Source organism: Echinicola soli (genome assembly GCF_006575665.1).
Taxonomy (GTDB): domain Bacteria; phylum Bacteroidota; class Bacteroidia; order Cytophagales; family Cyclobacteriaceae; genus Echinicola; species Echinicola soli.
Map to the genome: position 1 here is coordinate 4,061,070 of NZ_CP041253.1, position 19,823 is coordinate 4,080,892.

Genomic DNA, 19,823 nt, shown 5'->3' on the forward strand with positions numbered 1-19,823 from the left:
TCGTACACTCCAAAGTAAAAGTGTTATGAGTACACTTCCAAAACATAATATGCAAACGTTTGCATCAGGTTACATGGAATTTTTTCAATTCAATCATTGATGAATCAATAATTAAAACCTGCTTTTAGTACCAACTAATACATAGATATATAATACTGATTTACAGTAAATTATGAATAACAACAACAATTTAGCTTTATATAATTTATAAAGAGCAAGTCATACTGTACCTATGACTCGAAATATGCATTAGCCTACAGTATCGATATAAAACTGATTCAAGCCGGATCAAATACAGCCCCTACAATTTCTAATGCACAATAGAGGTTTAAATATTCCCAAGCAAAATGTAAATGGCCACGGTAATGATGACCAGAATAGCAGAAAGTAAACGTGCGTGTTTCCATCGCGTGGTGGGAATGATCGATTTCAAGGAAGGAACATCCGGCCTTACCCGCTTTGGTCCAAAATGAGACACCAAAAACATAATCAGGACATTCAGCAGAAATTCTATCCCCCAAATGTGGACAAAATGGATATCAATATCCAAAATAAAAGTGGTCAGGACATAAAAAGTCAGCCCCGTCACCAAGGCTACTTTAGCTGCCAACGGTGTGACCCACTTGGTGAAAAAACCTGCCAACATAATCGAGGCAATCGGGATAAAGAAAATACCATTCAGCTGCTGTAGCAGTTGGAACAGTCCTTCTGGAGCATTAGCTACCATGGGCGCAGCCATTATGGACGTGACAGCCAATACCGTAGCGGAAAGTTTACCGGCTTTTACCAATTGAATTGAACTCGCACCGGGCTTGATCAGCCGTTTATAAATATCAATACTGAAAATAGTAGAGGCACTGTTCAGCACACTGTTAAAAGTACTGAGCACCGCTCCCATGATCACAGCAGCAAATACACCAGTCAACCCAACGGGAAGTACTTTCTTTACCAGTTCGGGATAAACCATATCCTGCTGATCATACATGCTGTCGCCAAAATAGTAAAAACCGATCACCCCTGGCAAAACAATGATAAAAGGTACCAAAAGCTTTAAAACTCCTGTATAGAGCAACCCTTTTTGGGCCTCCTTAAGGTTTTTGGCACCAAGTGCCCGCTGAACGATGGTCTGGTTCATGCACCAAAAATACAGCTGATTGATAATCAATCCCGTAAAGAGGGTGCTGAAGGGCAATACGGAATCCTTTTCGCCTACTACATTAAACTTTTCGGGACTGTGTTCAAAGACCTTTTCCATACCTAGGATTGGATTGCCATCGCCAATCATAAAAAGGGCAATCAACGGTACCATCAGCCCCGCCAGGAGCAAACCATAACCATTGATGGTATCGGATACGGCCACGGCTTTCAAGCCTCCAAAAATGGCATAAATGGAGCCAATTCCCCCTACAGCCAAGACAGTGTACCAAAGCCCTTGTTCCTGACTCACGTTCAACACTTCTGATACGTTAAAAAGGCTCTCTAGATTGATCGCTCCTGTGTAAAGCACGATGGGAAGTAAAGTTATGGCAAAAGACACCAACAGGAAAAAGGCCACCAAGGACCTTATGCCAGCATCAAAGCGGTTTTCTAAGTATTGGGGGATCGTCGTCAAGCCCATCTTAAGGTAACGGGGCACAAAATACAAAGCTGCCACAATCAGTGCTAGGGCTGAGGTAACTTCCCAAGCCACAATAACAAAACCATTTTTATAAGAAGAACCGTTCATGCCTACCAAATGCTCGGTGGAAATATTGGTCATGATCATGGAGCCAGCAATGACGATCCCTGTAAGGCTCCTCCCTCCCAAAAAATAGCCATCTTCTGAATCGAGGTTTTCCTTTCGGGTTTTTAACCAAGCATAAATGGCCACAAAAAGGGTAAAACCAATAAATGATAAAACAGTTAAATCCATAGGTATTTTGGGTGTATGTTTTGGTTATTCAGTTACTTGTTGATTGGTTGTGACGGGGACTATGACCCGGTACAGCAGATCCCGATACACTTTTTCAATAATCCCATTATTTGCACTATTTAAAAAACTTTCTCCACTATATCATTATGCAAAGGTTTGCATTGCCACAATTTAGTTTTTTGCAGCCCTTGGACATGCTATTCATCTAAATAATCATTAAATTTAAAACAGACTGTTTAAAGTTAATACTCGACTAATAAGAGAAATTAAATCATCAGTTATTTTGCCCCGCCAACTCAATAAGTTACGCACCATGCTTTCTTTAACAGCATATGAAAAAGCTGCTTTTCACTCCTTTATATTTTTTTCATACTCATTGATGCTCCTATTGGGGGCTAATCAAGCTTTCGGCCAGAAAAACGATGATAAAAAAGTCGCTTTTCTGGCCGACGTGCATTTGCAGGATGTGTATGCCGATTTAGGTGAGGAGGAATTTAAGGGGATTTATAACCCGCAGAATGGCAAGTATGCCACCATTAGGACGATGAAAGCCCAAATCTACTCTACCAGGCTTTTTAATGAGAACTATTTTGCGTTTCATGAAGCACTGAGGGAAGTGGTCTCACAAGGCATCAAAATAGTCGTGCTGCCGGGGGACTTCAGCGATGATGGCCAACCTATGAACCTTAGCGCACTAAACACCATTCTTTCCGAGTTCAGCGAAGCATATGGCCTACGTTTTTACCTTACCACAGGAAATCACGATCCCGTCACCGCAGCAGGAAGTCCTGGTGGAAAATTTGATTTTATGGGACCTGGTGGAAAACCACAAGCGTTGGTTAGTGATAGAAGTTTCTTAAGGGACAATCTTCCAACAGACTTGCCCGTGGCTTTTTCGGATCAAATTGCCTACGGTGGTTATGCAGACGTTTTGGAACAGCTGGGAGCTTTTGGCTTTTATCCTTCAGAGAAGGACCTTTATTGGACCCACCCTTTCGAAGTACTGGATTATGAAGGGTATAACTTCCAGGAATCCAAAAAAAATGCTGCATTGGCCAATCGATATTTTGATGTCTCCCCTACCGATTCCCTTCCCGATCTCAGCTATCTGGTGGAACCAGTGGAAGGAATCTGGCTACTTGGAATAGATGCCAACGTTTATTTTCCTGTGGAAGGGACGGATGTTTACAAAGGTTCCAGTGTAGGCTTTAATCTGGCTAAAAGTCATAAAAGCCACCAGCTGAAGTGGATCAAAGAAATCGCAGTAGAGGCTAAAAAAAGAGGTAAAACACTGGTTTCATTCAGTCATTATCCTCTTGTGGAATTCAATGATGGCAGCGATGTCTTGTTAAAAAGGACTTTTGGCCCAAATAGATTCCAATTGGCACGGAGTCCGCTGCCCGCCATCTCCACCGCCTATGCCGATGCCGGAATCAAAGTACACGTGGCCGGCCATATGCACATCAATGACACTGGGATCTTTACGTCTGAAATCGGTAACACCTTGGTCAATGTCCAAGTCCCGTCCTTAGCAGCCTATCCACCGGCTTTTAAGGTCTTGACTTTTGGTCAACCCAGTAAAATAAAAGTGGAAACGCACCGTCTCCAAGAAGTACGAGGAATGGACGAATTTTTCCCGCTGTATACAATGGAACACGATCACTTGAAGGAGCAAAAAGACACCAGCATCTGGAAAAAGGACATCCTTAGTGCTCATACTTATTTGTCCTACACCAGCCATCATTTAAAGGAATTGGTAAGGCTCCGGTTCATTCCCAGCGACTGGCCAGAGGGTCATGCCGGACAATTATTATCACTCAATGGATTGGAATTGGCATATTGGGCCTTGCTACAAAACCATGATGATCGAAATGAATTTTTGACCAATAGATCACTCGGTAGCAAGTCTCTTAAGCAGCTCACAAAAACCCTTAGAAAACAAGGGGTAGAAAGGTCATCGTTGGCCAATATGAGCGGACTGGAGCTCATTACTGCTTTTTATTTTATCAAAAATGGAGACCAATTGGCAAAGAAAGACATGGATGGCTCTAACTGGGCCACTGCTGTACATTTAATGCAAACAATAGCAAGGTTGACCCCGGGTCAAAACGAGGCATTTGCGCATTTTATGGTGAATTTTGCCCAGATCTTTACTGCCATGGCAGAGGATACACCATCAGACCATTTTCTAATTGATTTGCAGGAAGGGGTAGTTGAAGATCTTTATTGAATTGTTATCTCCAATAGGCAAGCTTGTACTTTTATCAACAATCGTATTTTTCAAGATTTAGAGGCTGTCTCATAATTCAATAATTTCCGATCATAGAATCAGCGCTATAGATTTTGTTTCCTTTAGAATCGATTTCCATTCATCAGGATGACATTAAGTGCTTACTTATGAGACAGCCTCTATCTTATTCCCATTTATGTTCTACTTTTTTAGTTTTTGGTTGTTATCCTCTTCATTACAGTAATCCACTTGATCCTTCAACCCGGGTTCAATGCCGTTTAGTCAACGTATGTCCCTGACAGATCGGGAAAGGATCTTTTCAATTATTAGCTTTGTCACTGTCTGCTCTTATCTAAACGGCATTGATTTTGGGTTCAAAATCAATAACCTGGATTCTGCTCCAAGTATCCGGGAATGCTTGATGCTCCATCCAAGGCTGTTTGGGGTATAGGGAAAACCCTTTTATGCGGATCATTATCGGTCTTTTCGGTCCATACGCCTTCATATTTTCCAAATCGTACCATGTCAGTTCTTCGCTGCATTTCCCAGTAAAATTCGAACCCCCTTTCTCTAAAGAGAAGATCAAGATTAATTTCTTGCAAAGGAGGAGCTGTAAACCGTGCTGTTCTGGCTGCTCTTACCATGTTTACATCCGCAAGTGCCGCTGCCAAATCTCCCCCACTTCTTAACTTTGCCTCTGCTCTCATTAGATAAATATCAGCCAACCTGATCAGAACAATATCTGCCTCGCCGAAATTTCTACCGCTTGAAGATTTTTTGCTAAATTCATATTTTTCCACACGATATCCCGCACTGTACTGGCTTCCTGGGGTGGTGTAATCAATTTGTCTGGTAAAATTAACGGCAAGATCAGGCCGGTTTCTACTCCTGCTGTATAACTTTCCGATGCGGTATCCTCCACCCTCACATCTTTCGAAACCATTTTCATTCCTGATAAGTCCATATTGTTGGCCCCTAAGGATACCGCGGTTGATCTCAAATTCATCCGCACTCATACAAGAATCTGAAGGAATGATCAGGTTTTCTCTATGAAAGCGAGGATCAGTCACGGCAGGATCCATAGGTGCATAGGCTTCTTCCCAAGTGTCATAAAAGTCAGAAGTGATACCAGGTCCATCAGTACCGTTTGCGTTAGGAAATTCAGGCAGTGGATACATATCCCCAGAAAGGGAAAAATAGGCCATCCTGTTATGACCATTTAGCTCAGCCCTTTGGTCGTACACAAAAATCAGTTCTGGATTCGTATGGTTTTCATCATCAAACATCGCAAAATAGTCGGTAGAAAGCTCATACATACCGGAATTGATTACATCATCACAGTATTCGATCACCTTGGCCATATCTGACTGGTCAAAGGTGAAATTTTCTGCATACCGATCTTTGTAAACCGCTGCATTCAGGTAGAGCCTGGCCAATAACCCTTGCACGGCTCCTTTGGACATCCTTCCGGGCCCAATATTACCTGGTACAATTGGCAAGGCATATTCAAGTTCAGAAGCTATATAGTTAAAAGCTTCCTCTCCCCTAAGAATTTCTGAAGTCTCATTTACATCTTCTTTTACAAAAACCAGCCCATAAAGATCAAGGCTAAGCATTGAATAAAATGCTCTCAAAGCCCGCATTTCCGCTACATAAATTGTAGCGTCTCCTTCTGAGGTTTCCGGAATGACATTGATCGCTGTCACACAGCGGGAGATCCCTTGCATAATCAAGTTCCAACTGTCACGGATCCTTGGGTCTGTAGTAATGAAGTTATGTGTATGCATGCCAATAAAAATCCCATTATCTCCCCAGTCTGTCCCGCCCCTAAAAGGCAAAATCGCCTCATCTGTAGATATTTCTTGAAGGTTAAAGTAATTTACATGATTAAATAAATTGCTAAACACGGCATAGGCAGCGGCCACATTCCCTTCGACGATCTCATTTTGAGACAGTCCGGAAGCAGATGTTTCATCCAAAATTTGTTCGTCCAAATCTGTGCATCCTGCTGTAATAAGCAACACCACAGCTAAGGCTGATATGATCATTTTTTTCATAGTTGAAATCATTTTCATGTTCAAGTTTCTTAAAGTGTGATGTTCAAACCAAATATAAAAGTTCTGGCCTTTGGATAGCTCAAATAGTCTATCCCATAAGAGGAAACACCATTAATATTCCTGCTGGTATTTACTTCGGGATCATATCCATCATATGGCGTGATCACGAAGAGGTTTTGGCCAGTCAGTGAAACCCTGAGGTCCTTCACATACTTTGAGATACCTAAGTCGGCGGTATTAAAATTATAGCCGACAGTAAGATTGTTTAACCGGAAGAATTGGGCATCTTTCAGGTATCTAGTGGACACCGGCGCAGCATTATTTACAGATTCTTCTGGAGATGCCGTGGCTTCTGGTGTCACATTAAGTCCGCGAGCCAAACGAAGTTTGAAGAAGGAAACGTTAGCGGTATTATCATATACTTTGTTTCCTGATGCCCCATTGAAGTTAAAGGACATATCGAACCGCTTCACGGTAAGGTTACCGAATAGATTATATTGGAAATCCGGTAATGCCGTTCCTGCTACAATACGATCTTGATCATTGACTACACCGTCATTATTGGTGTCCCTGAATCTATTGAGCCCATCTTCATCAAAACCAATATGATCCAATAGGTAAAAGGAGCCAATAGGTTGGTTATTGATATAGCCATTGATAGTGGCTGAAGAAAGCCCCGCTCCGGTGGCACTTCCTGATGGTATCACAGTAAAAGGAGAGTTTTTTACTTCATTGTCAATAAAAGTAGCATTCCCTCCTACGGTCATAAAAACGTCAGTTGAAAAGCGTTGACGATAGTTCAAGGCGAGCTCCAGCCCTTGATTAATAATGTTCATATCCTCTACATTGACCCATGTGGTGCTGGCAGGTTGTACAGGATCTGCTGGGATTACTTCGAGAAGAATATTATTGGACACCTTTCTAAAGTAATCGACCGACCCTGATAGCTTAGCATCAAAAACGGCAAAATCAAGGCCTAGATTGGTCTGTGTGGATACCTCCCATTGCAAATCGGGATTGGCCAATCGCGCAAAAGTAATCCCTGCTGGAAAAGTTCCAGAATTGTCCAATGGATAACTCGTACCTCCGCTGACCGTGGCCGTATAAAGAGGTTGGGTGATCTTAGAAGGAATTTCTTGATTGCCGGTCTGCCCCCATCCAAAGCGCAATTTCAAATCGCTAATCCAAGAAGAACGGTTTAAAAAATCTTCTTCGGAAAGCCTCCATCCCAAGGAAAATGAAGGGAAAACACCATACTTATTATTGTCACCAAACTTAGACGAACCATCTGCTCTTACTGTAGCAGTCAGTAGGTAGCGGTCATTATATTGGTAATTTAGCCTTCCAAAGAACGACTGAAGCTCATTTATGGTGGCATATCCCGTTGGTCGGTTATTAGCCAAGCTAAGATCCTGTCCCAATCCAGGGTTATAGCGCGGCTCGATTTCCGATACCGGAAACTCATTGATACTATTGGTTCTGGACTGTATAAAAACCTCCTGGTAGGAATGTCCTGCCATTGCCGTTAGAAAGTGAACATCTTTATCATAAGTATAGGTCAAGTAATTTTCGATCAGGAAATTCCTATTATAGGCATTAGTAATTTCCAATCTTCCTATTTGCTGAGGTTCTACACTGGGCAACTCTTGGACATCTCTAGTGGAATTACTGTTGTCTATACCCACGTTGATCTTGTATTGGAAGGCTTTACTGATATCCAAGGTTCCTGAAATGTTTCCGATCACACGGTTTACCCTAAGGTATTCATCATAAATCTCCAGATACCGCAGTGGGTTGGTCCCTGCTGGATCCCTAAAGGGTGTACCATCCTCATTATAAGCTGGGAAGGTAGGATTGGCCGCCAGGGCACTTCCTATAATCCCTTCCACATTGGGGCTTTGGCTCAGTGTCTGCGAGGCACTAAGATTCATGTCTATGGTAAGAATATCATTTTCTAAAAATTTCTGGGAGACATTTAGCCTACCGGTATATCGCTTTAGTTCACTGTCCTTAAGGATTCCTTCTTGATCTTGGTAACCCAATGAGGCAAAGTAAACCAGTTTTTTGCTACCACCATTGAACGAAAGGTTATGGTTTTGGGTAATGGCTGTTCTGGAGATTTCTTCTTGCCAGTTGGTATTGGCCAAGGAGTCTTGAAGAATACCGTCAACCGCTTGTACCTCACGACGGTAATCATCTGCTTTAAACACGTCTATGGGTCTGGCCATTTTGGACATCCCCATTCCCATCGTGTAATTAATTGTAGATACGCCTTCCGCACCTTTTTTGGTAGTAATCATGATGACGCCGTTAGCACCCCGACTACCATAGATGGCCGTAGCAGAAGCATCCTTAAGTACATCGATGGATTTGATGTCTTGAGGATTGATAAAATTTAGCGGATTGTTATTTCCTCCAGTGCTGCTATTGTCCAAAACTACTCCATCAATGACAAACAACGGTGAGTTTCCTGTCCTGACTCCCCCTGGTCCTCTGATGGTTATATTTTGGCTGGCTCCGGGCTCACCACTTGACGACACCACATTTACACCAGCTACTTTACCTTGGATCAAGTCTTCTGGTGAATTGACTATTCCTCGGTTAAAGTCCTCATCCTTGACAGTAGCCATAGCTCCGGTTACATCCTTTTTCTCCTGGATACCATAGCCAACAACTATTATTTCATTAAGGTCCTGCGTGCTGCTTACCATGGTGACGCGCAAGGACTCCTGATTTCCTACCAATATCTCTTGGCTGTCAAACCCCATAAAACTAAAGACCAAAACTGCTTCAGTCGAATTCACTTCTATGCTAAAATTCCCATCGATATCGGTAATTGTCCCATTGGCAGATCCTTGTTCCAATATACTCACACCTGGTAAGGGCGAGCCTTCACTGTCAGTGACCAATCCGGAAATGGGAATTTTATCCCGGTACGAAGAAACGCTATAAATACTTGCTTGGGCTTCAATTGGCCCATATACGGCAAACACCATCCATAAAAAAAACCACAAACGTGTAGCAGTTATTTTTGGTGGCAACTTATCGGTAAAGTTATCCATTAATAAAGGGTTAAGTATTGAAAATAAAATTAGCTCTAGGTTAATTTGCTACTCCCCCTTGAATAACCTTTACTTCATGGTTAAAAGCTGAATTCCGGACGGTCTCTACATAAAAGTCAACATCGTCAACCTTTTCTTTCGCTGATAGACGAAATTAGTTTGATAAGAGTTATTCTTGGGTATTTGCCCAAATAAGTTGGACAAATATATCCGAAAGTAAAAGGACAACTTCAGTATTCATTGTGCAAAGGCTTGCGCTTGAGAAATCGAGAATATATGTGTTTAATAATTGCCCAAATAAGTAGTAAAGGAGAAGATTTATTCAAAAAATGCAATGCCTAATCTTCAACAACTATACGGGCCTAGATGAATTTCTAACTATCAATTCCGGTTTTAGCAGCTCGTATCGAAATTGGGTCACATCAAGGTCTGATGCCAAATGGTTCATCAAAATCTTGGAAGAAAGCATGCCCAGCTCATAAACGGGTTGCCACACGGAAGTCAGTGATGGATGGAAATACTTACTGTAAGGTTCGTCATCAAATCCCACGATGGAAATATCCTCCGGAATCCTTAACCCTTTATCCCTGATAATAGCCATGGCTCCTATGGCCACGGCATCATTGATGGCAAAAATAGCATCCGGTCGCGATCGCCTATCCAATAATCTTTTGGTGGCTTCCTCACCATCCTCCGAGGTAAATCCTTCCACCCATTCGATCAAGCTTTCATCTACTGGAATTTGATGTTTCTGAAGGGCTTTGATATAGCCGTCCATTCGGTGTTGACAGGTAGTCAGGTTTTTTGGACCAGCAATGTGGGCAATACGACGGCACCCCGTTTTGATCAGGTATTCCATAGCCTGAAATGCCCCGTCAAAATCATCCACCAGCACCCTGTCCGCATCAAAACCAGGACAATCCCTATCAAAAACCACCACAGGAATGCCTGAAGACCGTAAACGCTCGAGATGGGTAAATTTCATGGTTTTGGAAGCAGGAGAGATCAAAAAACCATCCACCCTGTTCAGCGCAAGTGTTTCGATCAGCTTTTGTTCCTCCTCAAAGGACTCATTGGATTGGCAGATCACCAGTTTATATCCTGCTTCATTGACCATATCCTGCACACCACTGATCACAGTGGAAAAAAAATAACTGGTGATCTCCGGTACGATCACTCCAATGGTCTTGGTCCTTTTGCTCAAAAGGCTTACCGCGAGCATATTGGGTTGATAATCCATTTGCTTGGCCATTTTCATTACCGCTTGCTTGGTCTCCTTGCTAATGGAGGGACTATCGTGCAGGGCCCGGGAAACGGTAGATGCGGCAATATTGAGTGATTTGGCGATGTCTGTTATGGTACTGGGTCTCTTCTTCATACAGCTATGAAGATATCAAATTTCTTGGTTATGATTAAAGGATACCATTTAAAACCTTTCCTTCACCAATAACTAACTGATAAATAATCTGTTATAACACATTTCTATAAATAGACCATCATTAAATACACTTTTAAGTTATTTATATACAATAAAAATATTTTTATAGTATAAAAGTGTCAAAATAAGTAATTTTAACTAATCAATTTTTAAAGAAACGCTATATCCATTTTGTCATGAATAAACCCAGCTACTATAATCTATTGTTTTTATGTCTATTGGCTTTTGCCTGCGTGCAAGAAAACATCGAAGAACCCAAGATGGGAACAGTCAGCATTTCCAGGATGACTTTTGAACACTTTGGCAGCATGTCACCTAACAGCCGTGTAGCAGAAGAATCGGAATGGAAACACATTTTTTCCGAATCTGCCACACTGCTCATCACTAACAAGGCCACTGGACTGGAATACACATTGGAGTACGATCCGAATAACTTCACCGAAGCCTATCAGATCCAGCTTCCCTTTGGGGAGTATACGCTCTTCTCAGCAGTGGAAGGCGGGGATTTTGAAACCTTTTTGCCTTTCACCATCTCTGGGGAGTTTACCCTGGACGAAACCAGCCTCGACATCAGTCTGCAGGGCAGCACCGAATACGGCCTGGTGACGGTAAAAAAGGAATTCGTCCAATCCGCCAACCTGGACGGTGAGCATGAGCTGGTCATCTGCGATCATGGAAAAATTCTTTATGGATACGTCAAAGAAGGCCTCTCGCCCACCCTGACCATCTATGAAAACTTCAACGGACAGCCTCTGCAAAAGGAGCTGGACATCTCTGCCTACAATCACTACCACTTTTACCTCAACCTAACCGAAAGTCAAGGGACGGTGAACTTTATCGAACTGGCCATTGGGCCGTTTGAGTACCACGAGGAAACATGGATGAGAGGCGAGGAAATCAGCTATGTAACCGACAGTGAAGGAAAGATTTACAAAGTGGTAAAGATAGGTGACCAATACTGGATGGCCGAAGATCTCAACACCACGAGGTTCTGCAATGGTGACAAGATCCCGACAGAGGGGAATATATTTTCGGAGACACCCGATATTGATATTCCTTCAAGCTCCAATAGCTTAATATCAAGTGAATACAACTACTATGCGGTCATGGATTCAAGAAATATCTGCCCATGCGACTGGCATGTTCCCTCAGATGAAGATTGGATAGAACTGGAAAAATACTTGGGTATGCCAATAGAGGAAGCCTATAACTGGGGGCCTCGTGGGAATATCCAAAATATAAGTGTAAAGCTAATGACCAGATCCATAGATTGGGAATATGTGGGTTTTGGAGGCAGTGATGAGTACGGATTAAATATCACTCCAAATACCTACTCCAGAGGCTATCAGGCGTATTGGACATCTACTTATTCACATGAAGAAGATTACCAAGGCACGGTCCTACCTCTTGGTATCATCCGTTACTTTTCTCCCTATTCTAGGAGCATTGACAGAGAAACTGAATTTCCACACAATCTTTCTGTAAGGTGTGTTAAAGACTAATTCTTCCCTACCATTAACAGCATTATCATGAAAAATAATTTTATAATAATTGCCATCATTACTTTGTTATGGGGATCATGTACCCATGAGCGAGACCAACATTCTCCAGTGGGCAAAGTACAGCTGACGACATTATCCCTAGAAAGTTTTGGAGTAATCAACCCCAATGCAAGGACAACGGAAAATTCTTCTTGGAAGCATATTTTGCCGGAAGAAGCTACTTTGGTATTTACCAATAAATCCACTGGACAAGGCACCACCCTGTTCGTTGACCCTAGACAGTTCGGCAAAGACCTTTACGTCCAGTTACCTTTTGGTGATTATAATTATCGGATGGAAATCGAGGGAGATATATTTGAGGATTATTTGCCCATTGAAGTCAGTGGGGATTTTACGTTGGATCAGCATGTATTGTCCTTGTCCCTTGTTGCCCAAACGTCCTATGGACTGGTGACGGTGGAAGCTGCCCACATCGAAAGGGCATTGCTCAATGAAACGTACGAAATGCCCCTCACGACCGATGGAAAAAATTATTATACCTATGTAAAAGAAGGCATCCACCCTACCTTGACCGTTTACGAATATTTTAATGGACAGGCTATAAGTCTTGAAACACAAATCCCTTCTCAACACCACGAGCATTTTTACCTCAAGATCACTGAAGACCAAGGGGAAGTGAATTTCGTAAGCTTGGCCATAGGAATGTTTACCTATCATGAAGAAAGCATCGATATCATTGCTGGTGATGGGTGGGTAAAAGACGCAGATGGCAATATTTATAAAACCGTAAAAATAGGCAACCAGTACTGGATGGCAGAAAATCTACGCGCCACTACTTATTGTAATGGGGATCCCTTGGAAGTCATACGTCCAGAATACAATTACTTCCTTCAAGGAGCTAACCTTTATCCCGACTTTGTAGTAGAAGAAGAATCCGATTACAGTGACCAACCTATTTATTTTTATAATCCCAAAGCAGCCCTGAGTGATAAAAATATCTGCCCTTGTGATTGGCATGTATCCACAGATCAAGACTGGATGGAACTGGAACAGGTGCTGGGCATTCCTGAAAACGAGTTGACAAACAGGGTCAGAGGAGAAGCCCAAATGGCGGCGGACCAGCTGATGGCGCTGGACTGGGAGGAAATACATGGATACCTGCCATCTGATGTGACGATTACTGATCCATTCGGTTTTTCGGCCTATCCTTATGGTTTTTATTTGGATGACTGGGTAGGTACAAATCAATATGAAGGATACGCCTGGTACAACCAAAACTATGACCTGGCTTGGTGGAGTGTCATTGAAAATGATGTCCTGAGCCGTGAAATACGAACAGTAAACGATTTGTTTGATTCATCTCCTATTTATCGAGATGATAATCCAAGCAAGGATATGTTGACCATTAGATGTGTAAAAGATAATTGAAAATAGTCATGAAAAATAGCTTAATATATTGTCTTATCAGTATGTTCACCTTAATTTCCTGTATGGAAGAAAAGGCTGAACACCCCACTCAAGGATTGGTAAAATTCTCTTCCATTGATTTGCGGGAATTCAACCAATATGCCGCCAATAGCCGCATCCAAGCATCTTCGGAATGGAAGCATGTTTTTCAAGATGAAGTGATATTAACCATCACAAACAAAGAAAAAGAATATACCTTGTCGATCAATCCGAATGATTTTTCTACAGGCTATGAAATCATGCTACCAATGGGGGAATATACTTTTAAATCAAGAGCTTCAGCACCAAACTACACTGCTTATTTGCCATTTTCCCTATCCGGTGAGTTTGTTTTGGATAAAACCAGCCTTGACATATCATTGGAAGGTAATACCAATTACGGATTAATAACTCTCGATCCTGCCTATGTGGAATCGGCGCAATTAAGCAAAACACATGAATTGGAGATGACTGAGGATGGTCAATTTTATTATTTATATGTGAAAAACGGGCTGCTGGTACAATTGAGCATTTACGAGTTTTTTGCAAGTCAAGAATTTGTCAAATACTTTAAAATGGAAGCAAAAAACCATTACCACTATAAACTTAACTTAACAGAAAACCAAGGTACCGGAAACATCATGGAACTGTTGTTAGCTCCATTTACCTATGGTGAAACTCCAATTGAACTCCCCGGAGGAAATTAAACCCGAAATCAATGCCGTTTAGTTAACCTATGTCTCCGATAGTCATGCGGGGCTGACGACAGATCCTTTCCCAACAGATCGGGAAAGGATCTTTTCACTCATTAGGGATTGTATGAGAGAGATTCCCTCGCCGCGACGAGCTGACAGCTTTGTCACCGTCAGCTCTTATCTAAACGGTAATAAATCCGAGTTAAACTAAAAACACCAACGTCAGCACATACGCCATCAAGAATGCAAAGATCGGTGCCACTGCCCAGATCAGAAAGAATTTTCTTACAGTGGGTTTTTTGAGCGTTGTTTTTGCGCCATCCTTACTGATGCTAAGCGCGATAAAGGCTGCACCATTCAGCTGTACCAATGAGGTGGGGATGCCCTGTATGATGGATGCATACAGTAGCAGACTGGCCACGATCATCGCAATCACCGTCGCGTGAAAAGGTGTGGGCTCCACAATGCCTTTTCCTGTAGCTTTGGTTACCTTATGTCCCATTAGTGAACTGCCGATCGCAAAGCATGGCGCCACGATCAATACCGACAAAATGATAATGGGCAGGAAATTTCCAATGGCCTCTTTCCCAATTTCATTGGCTGTCAGTGAGGCAATAGGTGCTGCGGCATTGGCCACATTATTGGCACCAATGGAAAAGGCTACGTAAAGTGAGGAAAAAATCAAGAGGCCTTTTAATACCGGATGCGTGGACAATTGTTTGTAATCGGAAGTGAACATTTTTTTCTGGACCAAAGGGAATACCCATTGGCTCAGCACCAGCATTAGCCCAAAAGCAACCATGGGTAAAATCAACCAAGTAGGCAAAATCACATAGAAAAATTTCCGACTGTCAAAAACGCCCAAAGCTGTCGCCGCACCCGCAATCGCCAACACCGTAGACTGGCTAGTGGACTGGGGAACGCCAAGTAAATTGGCGATCAAAAGTGAAAGACTAATGGACAGCAAAATCAATGAAGTAGCTTCAGGAGTAAAAAAAGCCGCATCCAGAAGCCCTTTTCCTAATGTTAAAGAGACTTCCTTACCCGCAACCAAGGCTCCAACCAATACCATAATTCCAAATAATCCAGGAATCAGGCTTCTGCGGATGACACTCGCCCCATAGGCTGCTGAAAAGGCGGGCGCGGTACCACTTCCTCCCATATTTACAGCCAAAAACATCGCCAACAAAAAAGGAATGGTAAGGGAATTAAATAACTCTGACATAATACCGTCGTGAAACAGGTGTGAAAATTAGGTTAGCAAGTGGCAAAACTAACAAATAAAAACATATTCCCTATTAAACCAATAGGGAATATGTTTTTAAACTAATTTCTCTTCATCAGATAAGCACAGTTCAGTCAAGGACAAACGCCTTCACTATTTTGTAGGGAAATCGTTTTCAAGAAGGTTGCTATCAATCGAGTTAAAAACCCAAGGTTCCTGGTTCAACAGCACAGCTGTCGGAACAACAGTTAAATTAGTTCGTGAGGGAAAATCCGTATAATCTTGATAGCCTTGTAGAATTTTGGGACAATGAACTTATTTGCCTTCACAATACTCCTTTAGCCGTTTTAAAAACATTGCCCAATGGTAATTGCAGAACCGGTAAAAGTCTGTCAATTCCCGCCAATCATAGTGCTTTAATACTACATCGGTAATCCCATCCTTTTCAATGAGCTCAAAACTGATCTTTGTACCGATCCACTCTTCATCCGAATCCACACATTCCCAAAACACCCTTTCATTGTCCTTGAGCTCCAAGACTTTCATTTTGGTAATGTACCCCTCATCAAAATCAAATTCATTTATAGCTCCCACTTCTGGACGAACGGAAAGCTTTGGGGTCCAAACCTTGCCAAGTCCCTCTTGGGAAATAAGCGCCTGATAAACCGTTTCTTTGGAGGCTTTGATGGGGTTCAGATGTTCTATACTGGTCATTTTAAATTTGGATTAAGTTCACGTTCTATATTACGATACGAAAAATTACATAAAAATGTCTCATTTTGAACAAATCCTAATCAATTTTACCAGCCATATGTTATTTCCTAAATTTTTAATTTAATTTACCGTATAACGGTCAATAAGCCAAACCTTGTTTTTATGATTTCCTGCATCTATTTCTAAGCCCTTTTCTTTATGCTTCCAAGCCATGAGTTAAAACCATTTTTTGGTTTAATCCAGTTCCTTTGCTTACTTCTCTGCGCAGTATCCCCTCTTTGTGCCCAGCAGTCGAAGCTAGCTTCGGATGCAGCAATAGCAGAAAAAATCTACCTCCAGACAGACAGTGAGCTTTATATCAATGGACAGGTCATATGGCTAAAGCTATTTGTGGTCGAAGCCGCCACCAATAGGCCTACCAAACTAAGCGGTGTCCTCTATGCTGAGCTGATCGACGCCAATGACAACATAATGGATGAAAAACTGCTGAAAATTGAAAATGGAGCAGGCAGTAGCTATTTTGAGCTCACTGACCAATACCTTCCCGGTAGGTACATGATCAGGGCTTATACCGCTTGGAACAAGAATTTTGGTCGTGCATTTATCACTAGAAAGTACATTGATATTTATCCTTCCAAAGAAAAGGACCATTTGACTCCTATTCAAAACACTATTGTTTCTGAAGAAACTCAAGGCAATTATTTGCTTTCCGCAGAATTCCTTCCCCTGCAGATCGATAGCCTCCATTCCAAAAAACTGGATGTCTTTATTAACCTTGATGAAGACACGGATTCCCTCCGTATAAAAAGCCAAGATGGCCAGATTTACCCTTTTCAATATCCAGTTGCTGCTGCCCATCACCTCGCTACACTGGGAATGCGTACCGCTAATGGCAGGTTTTATTCCAAAACCATCGCCCTTCGCCCTACCCTGCCAGAAGTAGACTTCTATCCAGAAAGCGGCCATTTGGTGCACGGTATTATGAGCAAGGTAGTTTTTAGGGCAACTGATATAAAAGGCAATGGGCTGAAAATAAAGGGTGCTATAGCAGATAGTGATGGTAATTTTATCTGTGATATCACCAATAACCACTTGGGATTGGGCACTTTTATGCTCAGACCGGACAGCAGCAAGACCTATCATGCCTCCATCAATATCGCTTCAGATAGCGTCGAAACTTATACATTCAAACTCCCTAACGTAAAAAGCAGCGGCAATATCCTCAACGTAAGCACCTTTAAAAACCAAATCAGGCTAGCGGCCTATTCTTTCCCCGCTACACAGGACAGTATATACATCCAAGTATCCAGTCGGGGAATCAATTATTATATGCTCAAAGGACCAACAAACAATGGCCAGATGGCAGCGTTGATAGCGGCTGATCATTTGCCTACCGGGGTAATTTCATTTACCCTACTCGATGCGGAAAAACGTCCCCTTTCCCAACGCCTATTCTTCAATAAGGCAGGAGAAGATGACTTAAGTATTCAAGTAAAGACTGACTCCGCCGCTTATCATCCACGATCCAAAGTGGCCCTTTCGGTGCAAATTTCGGATACCACAGGAAATCCAATACCAGCCCAAATAGCCATTTCCGTAGTCAATAAACGACTTAATGGGGCATTGCAGGAAAAAAGCGCCAATATCCAGTCCTCCTTTTTGCTAAGCAGCGACTTCGATGGCGGAATAAAGCAGCCGGGATATTATCTGGATCCGCAGCAGCCGGCACGTCTTCAAGAACTGGACATGCTTATGATGACCAAAAACAGTGCGTACCGTTACGGCATCATTGAGCATCAACTAACCATTCCTCCTGAACCTTCCCTAAAAGTAGCGGGGACTGTCAGCAGTACTTTTTCCAAAAAAAAGAAAAAGGAAGGCATTGACCTGACATTAATGACCTTTGGGGAAAAAACTTCCTTTCTGAAACAGCAAACGGATAGCCTTGGCCGATTTAATTTCAACCTACCTGACAATTATGGCCAGCACATCAACGTCTTGCTCCAGACTGCCAATGCAAATGGAAAAAAACGTAATTATACTGTCCAACTTAATCGGAATGTAGCTCCTGCTATTAGCTTTGATCAAAAAGAAGCCATCACCACACTGGATAGTGTAAAGCATCTACTGGTCAAAAAACAGCAAGAAAAAAATACGGTGGATGAGGCATTCAGGCTTACAGGCGATTATATGGACCTGGAGGAAGTGACCGTAGAAGATTACCTGCTTACTCCCCAGCGGCAAAAAGTCATGGACAGATTTGGCAAACCGGACGATGTCATCGACGGGGAAGAAATCGAAGCAAAAGAACAAAAATGGTCCTATGGTTTGTACAGCGTGTTATTGTTCAATTATCCCGAAAAAGTCAGGATCGAGCGTGTAGGTGGAGGCGGTGGCTACTTATGGGCCAAGGTAAACAACAGCGAAATGACCCTGGTGGTAGTCGACGGCATTCCCGTCATGAATTTCAACTACGACCTCATTCCAAACATTCCCCCATCGGAAGTCAAAAGTGTAGAACTTATCGAATATGCCAATGACTTTTCACGGCTCTTCATGGAAGTATATCCACAAGCAAGTCCCCTGGAAGCACCTATGACAGGCAATGTAATCGCCATATACACCTACGCGGGCAAAGGTGTTTTCTCCGTGGACCAACCCGACGGAATACTCAAAACTTCCGTGCCCGTATTTTCACCAAAAAGGGATTTTGAAGCTCCTGATTATTCCCAGCTCACCCCACAGGAACGCCTTAAACCAGACTTAAGGACCCTTATCCACTGGGACCCCACCCTAAAAACCAATGTTGAAGGCAAAGCTCAAATTCATTTTTACAACGCCGACTCCCCGGGAGAAATGCTGATCATAATTGAAGCCATTACAGAAGATGGCAAAACGGGTTACCAGGAATTCACCTATCAGGTCAGGGAGTAGAAAACAGTCAATCCAGCATAAACAAAAATGGAATAATGATCAGGAGGTGAAATCACAATTGGGGATCCGCCATGTTAAAAGGAACAACACGGGGCAAGCGGAAAAGTCGGGGTCGTGAATCCCTTTATTTTAATATGATTTCTTTTTTGGTTTTTTTGCCATAAAAATTAGGTTCTATATGATTTACTATGGGTAAACTGAGCGCTAGCGGGCTATGGAGATCGAAGCATCACATGGACGGATGAACTTGGGTGCCGATGCTCCTGATGCAGTCGATAATGATATATGTTTTCCTTACCCATGGTCAGTACCTACGGCACTGTTAGGATGCTGTATCCAATTTCTGTTACCAAGCTAATGCTCCTAACGGAGCATCCCTTCTGACACTTCTGTCGGCTAAAATAGTGAGAAGGGAGTCCTGGCCAATGCCACTGGGCATTTAAGCTTGGTAAAATCAGGTTGCCTCCAGGGGGCTTTGTGCCGTAGGAACAAAACTATTCCCCTGATCTATCCGCACAAGTGGGACAGTCCCATGGATAATTTACCCACAGTATTCCATATAGAACCAAAAATTCTAAGCCCCAAATCTGTTTGTTTTCCATTCATTT

11 protein-coding genes are annotated in these 19,823 nt (G+C 42.5%); 5 read left to right on the forward strand and 6 right to left on the reverse strand.

The features are described from left to right. Window positions 1–328 precede the first annotated feature (328 nt). Entirely contained in the window at window positions 329–1,912 is a 1,584-nt protein-coding gene (locus tag FKX85_RS15970) for a solute:sodium symporter family transporter (RefSeq protein ID WP_141615689.1), read from the reverse strand. Between the two features lie 313 nt (window positions 1,913–2,225). Between FKX85_RS15970 and FKX85_RS15975 the strand changes: the two genes are divergently transcribed. Further along, complete coding sequence (locus FKX85_RS15975; RefSeq protein ID WP_229239652.1) at window positions 2,226–4,142, forward strand: metallophosphoesterase family protein; 1,917 nt, start codon at window positions 2,226–2,228, stop codon at window positions 4,140–4,142. Between the two features lie 380 nt (window positions 4,143–4,522). On the opposite strand, the gene FKX85_RS15980 is transcribed toward FKX85_RS15975, so the two are convergent. From FKX85_RS15980 to FKX85_RS15990, 3 genes are all read right to left on the reverse strand, one after another. Then, window positions 4,523–6,199, reverse strand: a complete 1,677-nt coding sequence (locus FKX85_RS15980; RefSeq protein ID WP_141615690.1) for a RagB/SusD family nutrient uptake outer membrane protein — start codon at window positions 6,197–6,199, stop codon at window positions 4,523–4,525. 29 nt (window positions 6,200–6,228) lie between these two features. Continuing rightward, window positions 6,229–9,261, reverse strand: a complete 3,033-nt coding sequence (locus tag FKX85_RS15985) for a SusC/RagA family TonB-linked outer membrane protein (RefSeq protein WP_141615691.1) — start codon at window positions 9,259–9,261, stop codon at window positions 6,229–6,231. A 352-nt stretch (window positions 9,262–9,613) separates the two neighbouring features. After that, window positions 9,614–10,639 carry a LacI family DNA-binding transcriptional regulator gene (locus tag FKX85_RS15990; RefSeq protein WP_141615692.1) on the reverse strand — a complete coding sequence of 342 codons (1,026 nt, stop codon included), beginning with the start codon at window positions 10,637–10,639 and terminating at the stop codon, window positions 9,614–9,616. Between the two features lie 236 nt (window positions 10,640–10,875). Here FKX85_RS15990 and FKX85_RS15995 point away from each other — a divergent pair, with 236 nt between their 5' ends. The 3 genes from FKX85_RS15995 to FKX85_RS16005 are packed head-to-tail and all read left to right on the forward strand — an operon-like array spanning window position 10,876 to window position 14,354. Further along, window positions 10,876–12,201: a fibrobacter succinogenes major paralogous domain-containing protein gene (locus tag FKX85_RS15995; protein WP_141615693.1), complete on the forward strand. Its 1,326-nt coding sequence runs from the start codon at window positions 10,876–10,878 to the stop codon at window positions 12,199–12,201. 27 nt (window positions 12,202–12,228) lie between these two features. Beyond that, entirely contained in the window at window positions 12,229–13,629 is a 1,401-nt protein-coding gene (locus tag FKX85_RS16000; RefSeq protein ID WP_141615694.1) for a fibrobacter succinogenes major paralogous domain-containing protein, read from the forward strand. Between the two features lie 8 nt (window positions 13,630–13,637). Further along, entirely contained in the window at window positions 13,638–14,354 is a 717-nt protein-coding gene (locus FKX85_RS16005) for a hypothetical protein (RefSeq protein WP_141615695.1), read from the forward strand. Between the two features lie 190 nt (window positions 14,355–14,544). On the opposite strand, the gene FKX85_RS16010 is transcribed toward FKX85_RS16005, so the two are convergent. Together FKX85_RS16010 and FKX85_RS16015 are read right to left on the reverse strand one after the other, a co-directional pair. Beyond that, a complete protein-coding gene (locus FKX85_RS16010) occupies window positions 14,545–15,567 on the reverse strand; it encodes an inorganic phosphate transporter (protein WP_141615696.1) in 1,023 nt (340 codons plus the stop codon). Window positions 15,568–15,882: 315 nt separating this feature from the next. Then, complete coding sequence (locus FKX85_RS16015) at window positions 15,883–16,281, reverse strand: SRPBCC family protein (protein ID WP_141615697.1); 399 nt, start codon at window positions 16,279–16,281, stop codon at window positions 15,883–15,885. Between the two features lie 198 nt (window positions 16,282–16,479). Between FKX85_RS16015 and FKX85_RS16020 the strand changes: the two genes are divergently transcribed. Then, window positions 16,480–19,215, forward strand: a complete 2,736-nt coding sequence (locus tag FKX85_RS16020) for a hypothetical protein (RefSeq protein ID WP_141615698.1) — start codon at window positions 16,480–16,482, stop codon at window positions 19,213–19,215. The last annotated feature ends 608 nt before the right edge of the window (window positions 19,216–19,823 follow it).